Raw genomic sequence first — 11,069 nt, 5'->3', positions numbered from 1 at the left:
CGGCCGGCGTGGCCGCTGCGGCCGCCTTCCGCATCGTCAGCGTCTGGCGTGGCTGGCAGGCCCCTCGCGCACCGAGGTCGCGTTAGCCAAGGGTGATAACGGATTCCGAGATGACGGGGACACGCCCCTTCAAGCGCAGAAGTCGAGCCGGAAGCCTGCTTCTGGAAACGCCCTGACGTTGGTTCACAGTTGTGAACCAGCCGCTCACCCTGTGCTTACACCCAGTTCACAGTTGTGAACTCGTCAAATGCGGAAGAAGCAAGCCAGAACAGCACCATTCTTGCCTGACGGGGTAGAATTGCCTCCACGCAGACGCGCAGTCGGTCCGACCTTTGCCGTTCGTCGAAGCGGCAGGATCGTGACAGTCAGGCGAGCTTGCCGACCAGCATGATCTCGCGGTGCTTGGATTCGCCCCTCTCCCGCACAAAACAACTTTCGCACCCAAGCCGAAAAATTCGTCGAGCTCGATCGCTTGCTGAGCATGTTCCTGCCGGTTGGGCCGGTGTACCTCCCGCGTCCGCACCAATCCCTCGTCGTAATCCCCCAAGCCTTCTTAGCGTCGCCAGCTTCGCCTGCCTGGAGCGTCCGCGGCCGGTGTCGCACTGTTAAGCCACGTCAACCATGAGGTGGTCAGGGTAGAACCGTTGTCTGCGGGAGCTTGGCGTTTGTCAGGTGAAGTAATGGGCAGGCGGTGTCCGATGGCGAGGTCGGAAACTGTCGCCTAAGATCATGGACCAACGGAATCCGATACGCGGCGCTCTGCCGCGAATACGAGAAGCGGACAGTATGTCGGCCCCGAAGTCCCGGGGGACGTGTCGAGCGACTCCATAGCGGATGGCGCGCAAGCTCGTGCATAACAAGATGCTGGGTATCCAATTCAGCGTTTGGAGGCGCTTTCCAAGTTTTGGGCTAACGCCCCGAAGGATCAGCAGGGGCCTTTCGCAGAACGAGTACGAAACCTGCCGCTCGGAAATCCGGTGCTTGAACAGGTGACGGAAGTGACGCTGCTGCCCGTAATCCCGCCGTGCAGGAAACCACCTACCGCAGGTTGGCGACTTTGCTGCGCGTTGGCGCAGACGGCTCCAACTTTCCTGTCGGCGGTGAATGACTTCAGCCGGTTCTGCTTACTTGGAAGGTTAACCTCCGCTGAGCAACGTCAATTCGTCGAGACATACATGCCAGCGGGATCACCGGGGCGGCGGGAACGGAACGTCTCGCTCAATGCTCTACGGCGCCGCCCAAACCGGCCCGGACGACTGCGTCAGCGGGGAGTTAAACAATCATCGTCTACAGAAGAACCATTAAGTTAGGCAGTAGAACGTCGCCCTAAAGCGGAAACCATTCTTGCAACGGAGAATTCCCCACTCAGGGCTCTTCCGCAAAGAGCTCGGACATACGCGTTCGGTGAACGGATCTCCGCGAACCTTTCCAACATAGCTGCAAGGAGTACGCTGGAAGTGACTGCGCCCATTACGCTTTTCGCTTCAGACCATATCTCATCGGTAATTCCCATCATTGGACGGATGAAATCCATCAGTTTGAGGAATTCGTGCCAGTCTACGATGGGCTTCTCGGTGAACGCTCGGATCTCTGTGCAGTTGGAGAGGACCAGCCGTAAAGGGAGCGGGGTGGGGACGGGAGCAGTTGGCTTGTCAGTACCTGCCGATCGAGCGGCGTGAGTTGAATGCTCACGTTTTACAGCAGGAGCTGTTAAGCTCCGTTCAGATTCATAGTTATCTTTCTTTGTCTCTGTTAAGTGCTGCTCATTTTGAGCGTTGCAGGTGCTCATTTCTCCTGTTCTGGGAGATCCGACTGCCTTGCGAACGACAGTGATCGCCGCGCGAAGCCGGGTTTCCATTTCCACAAGCTCCGACAGGCTGAGCTTGCGTCTGAGTTGGCGTGCGCTTAGCTGCGCAAGATCAAGGTGCGCATCCCAGTTTTCGGCTTCGGGAACTGCTGCAGCCCCGTGAACCGATAAGCTCTCAAGGTCACGCCGCAGCAGACTAACCACCTCGCGCTGCTGCCTCAGGCGGGCCTGATTTTCGCGAGCTGCTTCGGCTGCATCTCGGAACTCTGCCGCGCGATGCATCAGAGGACTTAGGTCAAAGCCATAGGCGACCTTGGTAGCGCCGTAGTGCCTGGTATAGCGCTTGCCGTTCGGGCTGTCTCTACGCAGGATTACGCCGGCCTCAACGAGCTTAGCAACGTGCCGGCGCATTGTAGAGCAGGGCATACCGTTCAGACGCTCGCAAATCGTGCGGTTCGCCGGATGAACCACGAGAGGATGGTGTTCGATTTCCAGAGTCGAACTGGGATGAAAGCTTATAAGTGCCTGCAGCACCGTGATATCGCGATGTGAAAGACCGTATGCCTCGCGTCCGGTCGCGAGGTCGCGCAGCACCTGCCACTTGTCTACGCGCGGACATGGGAGGTCTCCGGAGAAGCGGTCTACATGCTCCAACCGGATAGCATCAAGCGTTCGCCGAAATGGCGTGATCGGTGAGTAGCTCATAGATTCCTGTCACGAGACAAAGAAATCCCGCACCGCAAGGTCGCTTCGGACTTGCGGATCTTGGCTCGGACCTTTAACTTGAAAGTGCGAAAGACAAGTTAGGGTCTCGTGGAGCTTCGGCTTTGCGGGACCTTATTCTTTATCCAGTCGTGCCTCCTGCTTGTAAGTGTCTGATTTGTCTTGATTTTCAGCTCTTTCCGTCCAGCGGGCGTGGAGTTCTTGGACCAGGTTGTGCGCTTCGGCTTCAATCCAGTCGGCAAAATCCCCGGGCTCAAGCGTGATAGTTACGCCTTTCGGCGACCGCTTCAGCGAGCCGGCGCGCTGACCATGCACCTCGAGCTTTTTCGCCGCTTGACGTGTAGCCTTCCCGGTCGTGGTGGACGAAGTAGGGGTTCCGAGAACCGCCTTAGCTACTGCCTCAAAGGCCAAAACAGAAGGATCGACTTTGGAGGAATCGTCGGATTCCTCTTCCTTGGTGCTGGTGCTGGTGCTGGTGCTGGTGCTGGTGCTGGCCTCGGCTGAGTGGCGGTCGTGCACCTTCTGCGCGACGGGTACCAAGTCAACAGGATCGCCACTGCGCTCTTTGAGCGCCTTTGCCAATGCCTCCCAGCGGGGGCGCCCGATGCTTTCGGCGGCGCCGATGGCGTGAGCCAAGTCGGAACCGACGGTATTGGCTATGAAGATTGCTGTCGAAACCCAGGATTTCTGGACCGTCAGGACCTCAGCGACGCGGAGCTGGTTCCCAAAGCCGCTCTCCACCAACTGCCGAGCGAACATCGCCTTTTCGATATACGACAGGTCGCGCCTCGCCATGTTCTCAGAAATCTGCGATTTTAGAGCTTTATCCCCGTCGAGACTCGCGACCAGCGCCCGGATCTTCTTGACAGTGGAGGACTGGCGGACAGCTTCCAACCTCCGCCGTCCGTAGACGAGCAGATATCGATCCGGTTCTGAGGGATGCCTACGCACCAAGATCGGCACGGCCTGACCGTTCTCTTCGATCGCCTTGCGTAGGTCGGCTACATCACTTGGATTCAGCCGGTCTGCGACCCGGTTGTCGTCGATAGCGGCGGGATCGAGATCCCAGACGTGATGGCTATCCACGGCGTCTCGAGCTGATCGTAGAGCGCGGTTAGACGACATCATGGACTCTGGTCGGGCATGAGTTCCCGCAGCAGTCATGATGCTGAGTTTTTCCGCGCGTTGCTTCTTCGGGTCGGTCATTTGCGCCCCCAAGTCTGCTGGATTAGTGCGGCGATTTCGCCGTTAACGGCGTTCAAGCTTTCAATCGCACGGTCATAGGTCGAACGAGTGAACGCACTCCGCTCGACCTCGTACAGGGTTTGCTTGGTAAGGCCAGCGTCGGAAATCGCCGTGGACTTTAGCATCGGCGCATTCAGAACCTTGTCGCCGTACATCGTGCGCAAAAAAGCTACGATGCGGTTCTGCGGAGCATCCGTGGGTTCATAGCGAGTGAGCAGATATCGCATCCAGTCGTGGGTCATATCGGCACCGCTGGCAGCGATGACGTCCATCAGGTCAGCGGTCATCCGCAGAAACTGACTCATCGACATGACGTCGAGCATTTCTGGGTGAACCGTGACCAGCAGGCCCGTGGCAGCCGAGAGCGCCGACATAGTGAGAAATCCCAGTTGGGGCGGACAATCGACAACCACAACATCGTAGTCGCCCTCGACCTGGTTGAGGGCCTCCTTAACGCGGAAAAAGAACAGGCCGGCATTGCCTTGTGCCAGCGCCCTTGGAGTCTCGTGCTCAAATTCCATCAACTCGAGGTTGCCGGGGATCAGATCGAGGTTTGGGAAGTAAGTCTTGCGGATGACCGACGCGATTGGCCGCGGGTCCTCGTAGCGAATCGCGTCGTAAAGTGTGCCTCCATCCATGAGGTCATATTCGGGTTGCACGCCGTGGAGCGATGTCAGCGAGGCCTGTGGATCGAGGTCGATAGCCAAAACCCGGTATCCGCGCAGCGCGAGGTATTGGGCCAGATGCGCAGATGAGGTTGTCTTACCGGAGCCGCCCTTGAAGTTCATCACACCGATGATTTGGAGATGATCACCCTCGCGCCGTCCCGGGATATAGTCGCCCGGCTTGCGCGCCTTTGCTTCCAGCAGGGCGCGGAGTTCGAGTAGATTCTCGGCGGAGTAGAGTCGGCGGTTGCCGGGGGTCAGTTCTGGTGACGGCCCTTTGCCATCGAGGTGGAGCTTGCGAAGATAGGAGTCGTTAACCCCGAGGAGGCTGGCTGCCTCTCCGCTGGAGAACTTGCGCATGACCTTGTCAGCATCAGGCGGGAACAACGCCTCGCGCTGTGCGTGCAACTGCGCCATCAGCGACTCAGAGTGGCTCCGAATGACCGCATTCAGATTGTCAACTACTGCGCTGCTGTCCAACTGCCTGTATCCTTGTTCCGTGCTCACGGAAATTCGCGTTCATCGCGCCTTTTCCGTGACTATTGAAGAGAATCGGTGGCCTCCGCAAGACTTTTTCTAAATGTGGTGGCGCTCGGCTGCGCCGATACCACGGGCCACAGTGCTCCGGCATGCAAGCGCCGAAAAATCCGTCGTGCCCTCCGCGCGAGGTTGTTGAAGCGGTTTCGGCGTTCGCTCGTCTGTTGAAGGTCGTGCGCGGAAACGGCGGAAATCGTTGAAGAGGGGCGCCTTCCACCCCGTGGGGGTGATGCCGCCCCCTTCTCAACTCGACCCGGAAAGAGCGGAAATGACGGCGGAGCGCGGCGACGGACGGGAGCCTGTCACAGCGGCGCAAGCGCGGGACGGGGCGCCCGTCGCGTGGCCAAGAAGGCGCCGTAGTCCCGCGCTGCGCGCAGGCCCTCGGCATGGACGTAATGCCGTTCGGTCGTCGCGGCGTCGCGGTGCTGCAGGAGGACCGGCGCGAGGCGGCCGCCCCTCGGCATCTCCTCGCTGGCTTCGGTGGCCACGCAATCGCGGATGCGGTGCACGGAGACCCGCACGGCCAGGTGCTTCTCCGTCAGGTTGCCGACGAGCCGACCGATCTGCTGCTCGGAGACCGCCGCCCCCGGGGCGAGCACCGAGGGGAATAGGGCGGTCCCGTCGTCGAAGCTTGGCCGGAAATACTGACGGTACTCGGCGAGCGCCTCGCAGAGGCGCGCGTTGTGCAGCGTGGCGTTGTAGCTCTGCCGGGCCTTGTCGCGCTCGGGCAGCTTGAGAACCCGTCCCGGCAGGTGGATTCGGATCGTGCCTGCGTCGACCGGCTGAAACGTGCTGGCGAGATTGAGGGCGGCCAGCGCGCGGGCGCGCTGGGGCAGGGAGGTCGCGACGGAGAGCAGGAGGCCGTTGCGATAGTCGCGCGCCGCGTGCAGCCCGTAGAACGGCCGTCGCGTCGCCCGCGTCATGAGGTCGAAGCCGAGCTCGTAGATGTCGCTGGCGGGCAGGATCCCGGCCGCGGTCTTTGTCGGCGTGCCCCCGCGCGCACCGCGCCGGGTCCAGTCGTCGATGACGAATTCGCAGCCCTGGCAGGAAAAGCCGGGGGCAAGGACGGTGGCGAACCCGGAATAGATGCGGCTCAGGTAATCGGCGACCGAGGACATGGCGACGTCGCCGGCCAGGCGGGTAGCCGCGTAGCGCTCGAGGCTGGTGCCGGTCGGGAGCGTGTCGCAGCCGGTGTCGGCGCAGAAGCGGGCCCAGCCGGCGAGGGCGCGGGCCACGCCCTGGAGATGCGACGCGCTCCACGGATCCGCCCGGCGAGGCCGGGACGGCTTGTCCCGGCACAGGACGAGATGGTGTTGCAGTGGGCTGCGCCACGCCGAGGGCAGGGCGGCGACGGCCGTTTCGGCGCGCTCCCACTCGGTGCGTCTTGTGGCCTTTGGCCGGCACCGGGCCTGGCGTAGGGCGTGCGACAGATGCGCGGTCTCCCGGGCGCCCCAGATCTCGGCCGCCGCCATCAGGAACCAGGAATAGTCGCGCTGCGCGGCCTGTGGGCCGGCACGCAGGGTCAGGCGTTGCAGGTAGTCAGTCGCCTCGCCCCGGTCCGGGATCACCGCGAGATCCGGCCGTCCGGCGAGGAAGTCGCCGGCGACGCGGAGGACCTCGTACCTGTTGAGCGACGGGTGCGTGTCCCGCAGATGTCGCCGGAGGCGCGCAAGAAGCGAGGTGAGGTCGGGGCGGCTTTCAGTCATGGGTAGGGCTCCTTGTCTTGAACACTGTAACAGCCGCGCCCGCGCGACCTCGTCTGCCGCTCCGACGGCGAGGACGGGTCCCGGCCGGCGCGCCGGCCGGGAAAGAGGGCAGGGGTCAGCGCGTGCGCCGGAGGCGTCGGCTTGGACGAGCCTTGCGGGCGTTGATGTGCTCCTGCCAGTGATCGAGCGCGAGGCTCTCGTCGAGCTCCGCATAGTGATCGAGGGTTGTCTGCAGCGACTTGTGGCCGAGGATTTTCTGGACGTCCGGCAGCCTGTCCGGATTCTCCCGCAGCCAGGCCCAGCCGATGAGGTGGCGGTAGAGGTGCGGGTTGATGCGAACCCCGATCCTGCGGTGGATCTCGCGGCACAGGCGTTCGAGGATGTTCCTGTAGGGCCGGTTCGACTTTCCCGGTGAGCGGTCCTGGCCGGGGAAGAGATAGGGGTTACGCGCGTCTCCCTTGGCCAGGACGTGGGGCCGGATGTCCTCGATGAACCGCCACAGCAGATCGCTCTCGTCCTCGTCGAGCGGGATCGGCAGATCCGGATCGTCGTCGGTGCGGTGCTTCACCTTCCGAGCCGGGATGACGAGCGTCGAGATCTTGCCGCGTGTGCGAATCCAGTCGAGGCGGCTCTCGACGAGGTTGGCCTTGCGCGGGGCACGCTTGAGCATGATGTCGTGCGCGATTACCAGCATGACCTTCTGCCCGACGTCCGCGGTCACCACCGCTGTGCCGGGCGAGCTCGCGGATCGCTTCCGGCGTGCGCCGATCTCCGCATTGACCTCCGCCAGGAGCGTGGCCGACAGGTTGAAGAAGTCGGCCAGCTTCTCGTCCGTGAATTCCTTCAGCTTCTCGCGGTTGCGCGCGGCGATCCCGCGCTCGGAGACGCGGAATTCGCGGATGGTTTCGACGATATCCGAGAGGTCCTCCGGGTCGCGGCAGAGCAGGCCCGCGGCGATCTTGTGTAGCGCTTTCAGGCCGCTTTCGACGTAGCTGCTCGGAAATGCCCCGGCGTTGATCTCCGAGAGGGTGCAGGCGATCTCCTCCACAGTGTCCGGATCCGTCAGGTCCTCGAGCGTGTCGATCGGATCGCCAGTTTCCGCCAGAACGGCCTTCGCGGCGGCCGCCACGAAGGCCCTGCGCCTCGATAGCGTGTCCGGCGACCATTGTTCGTCCACCAGCAGGAACCCGCGCGCCTTGAGGGCCTCACCTTGTCGCTCCGACCGCGAGGCCCGGCCGCGTTTCGTGCGGCGGGTCCGTCGGGTCCTGCCGGACGCGTCGGACCGGCGACCGTCGAGCTCCTCGAGAAACTCCCTGCGACCGAGGCCCGTGTTGGAGACCTTCCCGCGCACCCAGGGTGCGACTCGCTGGTCGAACTCCGCCATGAGCGCGGCGATCTGCGCATCAGAGACACCGAACTTGGTCCGCCCATCCGCGAACGGGTGCGGCGGCGCCGCGAACCCGAAGGCGGTGAAATCGGGATGCGAGGCCAGCTTGCTCAGAAGCGTGGCCATGCGCTTCACGTGCTTGCGGCAGGTCTCCTCGGTCTTGCGGCCCCGCGCCAGGCGGTGGTGGTAATACGCCTCCAGCGTGTCCGTGGTAATCTCCGCGGGGGCGATCCCGCTGTCATGGAGCCAGGTCAGAAAAGCGCCGGACGCGTTCTTCAAGTCTCGGGGCAGGTCGCTGTCGCGGATCCGCGCGTGGATGGCGGCGTAGTCACCGTCGATGTCCCGCACGTCCAGCGGCCGCGCGGCCGGGCAGGCGACGTCGATCGCGTCGAGCGCCTCGGACTTGTAGGTGGCGTAGCTGCCGGCCGAGAGACCGAAGGTGGCGGCCTCGTTATCTGCGAAGAATTTCAGGACCTTCTGCCGGTCCACGGGCTCGATTTCCGGGAACCATCCGGCCTTGCGGCAAAGCCACCCGAGCCGGGTCTGCAGCCGTCGCGCCTTGACCGCGGCGTCCGGCGGCGCGGTCTCGCCAATCCGGCGCATCAGCTCGGCATAGGTTTCCGGACCCGTCTCCGCGGGCAGGGGCAGGGTCGTGCCGAGCGCGGTCGAGAGCGCGTCGATGGTGGACCGACCCGGCCGCAGTCCCGGACGGGTCAGGATGTCGGAGACGGCCTTCGGGTTGAGCCCGGCGCGCAGCGACAGCGCGCGCATCGAGCAGCCGGACGCGTCGAGCTCCGCACGCAGGGCGTCTTGCAGAGTCATTCGGTGTTTTCCTCTGTGGTGTTGTCGGGATCGAGGTCGAGCCGGGGCCGGTCGGGGGCGCTGCGGCGCAGGCGGTGCTCGAAGAGCACCAGGTCTTCCTCGTAGATTTTCCAGCCGCGGCCGAATTTCCGGGCCGGCAGGAACACCCGGCCTTCCGGGGTCGGGCATCCCTTGCGGATCCAGTCTCCGATGGTGTGGGCGTCGACGCCGTAGCGCGCGCCGACGTCCTTGGTGGAATAGGGCTTGTTCAGCAGCATTGAGCTCCTCCTGGCTGGGCCGGGAGGAGATGGGTCCGGATCGCGATCGGCAGAAATTTCGGCGGCTGTCGGTGGCGGGCGAGGCTCCCGCGGTTCTTCCGCGGGAGCCGGCATTCAGAGCAGCTTGCGCAGTTCCCGTTCCGCCGTGACGCGGTTGAGCACCGCGCGGCGGTATCCACGGAAGGTCATGAGATCGTCGGCCAGCTCGCGCAGCTTCTCGCGCTCGCGGTCCTCCGGGCTCACCACGAACAGATCCGGCTCGACACCAGCAAATACGCTGTCTCCGAAGCCGGGCCGATGATCGTTCAGCGCCTCGCGGACGGCATCGCGCATTCTGTCGAGCATGCTCTCGTCCTGCTGCTCGAAGACCCGTCCGGCCTCCAGACGGGCGAGGGTCTCGGCGAGCCAGCGCGAGGGGCCCGGCAGATCCGGGCCCTCTGCGCGCCAGGTCGCGGCGAGAGAGCGACCCGAGACGACGGCGGACAGGGCGTAATCATCGATCGTGAGAGGAGCGGTTTGGCGGGACATGTTCGTATTCCTTCTTGTTGAAGTTTGCTACGGTCCGGCTTTCGCCGGACCGGTCGGGGAGGTCAGGCGGCGGACATCAGATGTGAGAGGCTCGCTTCCTGTTCGGCGTTGCCGAGGTGCTCCTCGAGCGCGTCGGCGAGCAGGCAGAGATCCGCGACGACCGGGTCCTCGGGATCGAGTTCGGCGAAGAGAGCCGTTTCGAGCCGGTCGAGGTCTCCGACATGCTCGAACGTGAGCAGGGCGTGCAGAGCGCGCAGCTCGCGGTCGAGCCGCCGGGTCAGTCGGGGCGCCGACACGAGGTCGCCGAGCAGGCGTTGCGCGCGGCGGAGCCAATCGGGTCCGCCCAGCAGCAGAGCAGCGTTTTGTACCGCTTGGTCGTGAAACCAGACGTGTGCGACGAGGTCGGCAAACGCGGTTTTGGCAGTGAGATCGTAGGGCATTCGAGTTCGTGCCTCCTTTCTTGGCAGCGCCGTCCGGAACGGACGGGGCAAGCGCCTGCGCAGGCTGCCGTGAGCGCAGGCGGGGGCGGCGAGGAGCGCCGCTTTCTTTTTCGGAGAGGCCTTCGGAGCGTCGCGCGCTGTTGGCCGGCCTCAACGGGAGGGCCGGACCAACAGCATCGCACGCTCGAGTGCCTCGTGGTCCTGACGTCCTTGGGTTTTTGCGCATCCGCCGCGATGTCCTCAGGCGGAGACGGCCGAAGTCGCTTCGGGCTTCGCAGACGGACGCGGTCGGGCAGGGCAGGGGCCCTCAGGAGCGTCCTGCGCTGCCCCGCCCGATGGCGCGGTCTCGCAGATCCACCGCCTCGGCGGGAATGTCAGGCGGCCTTTTGGCGGTCGCGGCGCCGGTGAAGCCTGGGACGGCGCTGTTTGTCGGCCGGGCCCGGATGCACGCCCGCGGCCTCCGCGTCGAAATCGAGTCCTGGCAGTGCCGCGTAGATTTCAGCAGCACGCTGCGTGGCGCGCGGCGAAATCCGGCCCAGGACGGGCGGTTCTCCCGCCGGCCCGACGCGGAACCGGGAACTCGTCAGCGGCACGCGGATTCGCCGGTCGAGCTGGAATCGCGTGGCTTCGTCCAATCCCGCCAACTGGAACTCGTGGGGTTCGACGAGACGAAGGGCATGTGCCGAGCATTCCGCGCCGTAGAGGCGCGTGGTGCCGTAGGCCACGACGACTTCTTTGCGCGCGTGATCGAGAGCGATGACGAGGCATGGCCGCACTTTGCGACGGCGCTTTTCAGTGTACGGAAACGCGAAGCGGACCACGGTTCCGACCCGCACGAGGGCGGGCGACGAGGCGGTGTTGGATATTGGAAGATTGGGAACAGTCATTCGGAAACTCCTTGGTTGCGTGGGCTCCCGAAAACCGTGCGGCTGTCGCGCCGTCTGCTCGGGGT

The 11,069-nt window shown here is 64.0% G+C and carries 9 protein-coding genes; all 9 read right to left on the bottom strand.

The genetic code is table 11. From position 1 onward, the window contains the following. Nucleotides 1–1,306 precede the first annotated feature (1,306 nt). The 9 genes from repC to BM162_RS19880 all read right to left on the bottom strand — a co-directional run bounded on the left by repC (nt 1,307) and on the right by BM162_RS19880 (nt 11,004). Nucleotides 1,307–2,512, bottom strand: a complete 1,206-nt coding sequence (gene repC, locus BM162_RS19920; protein ID WP_093425402.1) for a plasmid replication protein RepC — start codon at nt 2,510–2,512, stop codon at nt 1,307–1,309. 132 nt (nt 2,513–2,644) lie between these two features. Further along, on the bottom strand, nt 2,645–3,736 hold the full coding sequence (gene repB / locus BM162_RS19915) for a plasmid partitioning protein RepB (protein ID WP_093425400.1): 1,092 nt from the start codon (nt 3,734–3,736) through the stop codon (nt 2,645–2,647). Beyond that, nucleotides 3,733–4,920 (bottom strand): plasmid partitioning protein RepA, encoded by a 1,188-nt coding sequence (gene repA, locus BM162_RS19910; protein ID WP_093425398.1) that lies wholly within the window; start codon nt 4,918–4,920, stop codon nt 3,733–3,735. Before repA ends, repB begins: the two co-directional genes overlap by 4 nt. Before the next feature lie 359 nt (nt 4,921–5,279). After that, entirely contained in the window at nt 5,280–6,683 is a 1,404-nt protein-coding gene (locus BM162_RS19905; RefSeq protein WP_093425397.1) for a site-specific integrase, read from the bottom strand. 115 nt (nt 6,684–6,798) lie between these two features. Beyond that, nucleotides 6,799–8,892: a site-specific integrase gene (locus BM162_RS19900; protein ID WP_093425395.1), complete on the bottom strand. Its 2,094-nt coding sequence runs from the start codon at nt 8,890–8,892 to the stop codon at nt 6,799–6,801. Further along, entirely contained in the window at nt 8,889–9,149 is a 261-nt protein-coding gene (locus BM162_RS19895; RefSeq protein ID WP_093425394.1) for a helix-turn-helix domain-containing protein, read from the bottom strand. Before BM162_RS19895 ends, BM162_RS19900 begins: the two co-directional genes overlap by 4 nt. A gap of 114 nt (nt 9,150–9,263) precedes the next feature. Further along, nucleotides 9,264–9,677, bottom strand: coding sequence for a hypothetical protein (locus BM162_RS19890; protein WP_093425392.1), 414 nt, complete (start codon nt 9,675–9,677; stop codon nt 9,264–9,266). Nucleotides 9,678–9,739: 62 nt separating this feature from the next. Continuing rightward, nucleotides 9,740–10,117 carry a hypothetical protein gene (locus BM162_RS19885; protein ID WP_093425391.1) on the bottom strand — a complete coding sequence of 126 codons (378 nt, stop codon included), beginning with the start codon at nt 10,115–10,117 and terminating at the stop codon, nt 9,740–9,742. Nucleotides 10,118–10,491: 374 nt separating this feature from the next. Then, nucleotides 10,492–11,004, bottom strand: a complete 513-nt coding sequence (locus tag BM162_RS19880) for a hypothetical protein (protein ID WP_093425389.1) — start codon at nt 11,002–11,004, stop codon at nt 10,492–10,494. Nucleotides 11,005–11,069 lie beyond the last annotated feature (65 nt).

The sequence above is a fragment of the Tranquillimonas alkanivorans genome, from assembly GCF_900115595.1.
GTDB classification, from domain to species: Bacteria; Pseudomonadota; Alphaproteobacteria; order Rhodobacterales; family Rhodobacteraceae; genus Tranquillimonas; species Tranquillimonas alkanivorans.
The sequence above is the reverse complement of the archived record's forward strand: the minus strand, read 5'-3'. Positions and strand labels throughout refer to the sequence as shown.

What these genes read in the sequence shown, in the direction of transcription:
- BM162_RS19895 (WP_093425394.1), bottom strand. Translation starts at nt 9,149, where the DNA reads ATGCTGCTGAACAAGCCCTATTCCACCAAGGACGTCGGCGCGCGCTAC.
- BM162_RS19890 (WP_093425392.1), bottom strand. Translation starts at nt 9,677, where the DNA reads ATGTCCCGCCAAACCGCTCCTCTCACGATCGATGATTACGCCCTGTCC.
- BM162_RS19905 (WP_093425397.1), bottom strand. Translation starts at nt 6,683, where the DNA reads ATGACTGAAAGCCGCCCCGACCTCACCTCGCTTCTTGCGCGCCTCCGG.
- BM162_RS19885 (WP_093425391.1), bottom strand. Translation starts at nt 10,117, where the DNA reads ATGCCCTACGATCTCACTGCCAAAACCGCGTTTGCCGACCTCGTCGCA.
- BM162_RS19880 (WP_093425389.1), bottom strand. Translation starts at nt 11,004, where the DNA reads ATGACTGTTCCCAATCTTCCAATATCCAACACCGCCTCGTCGCCCGCC.
- BM162_RS19900 (WP_093425395.1), bottom strand. Translation starts at nt 8,892, where the DNA reads ATGACTCTGCAAGACGCCCTGCGTGCGGAGCTCGACGCGTCCGGCTGC.
- repB (WP_093425400.1), bottom strand. Translation starts at nt 3,736, where the DNA reads ATGACCGACCCGAAGAAGCAACGCGCGGAAAAACTCAGCATCATGACT.
- repC (WP_093425402.1), bottom strand. Translation starts at nt 2,512, where the DNA reads ATGAGCTACTCACCGATCACGCCATTTCGGCGAACGCTTGATGCTATC.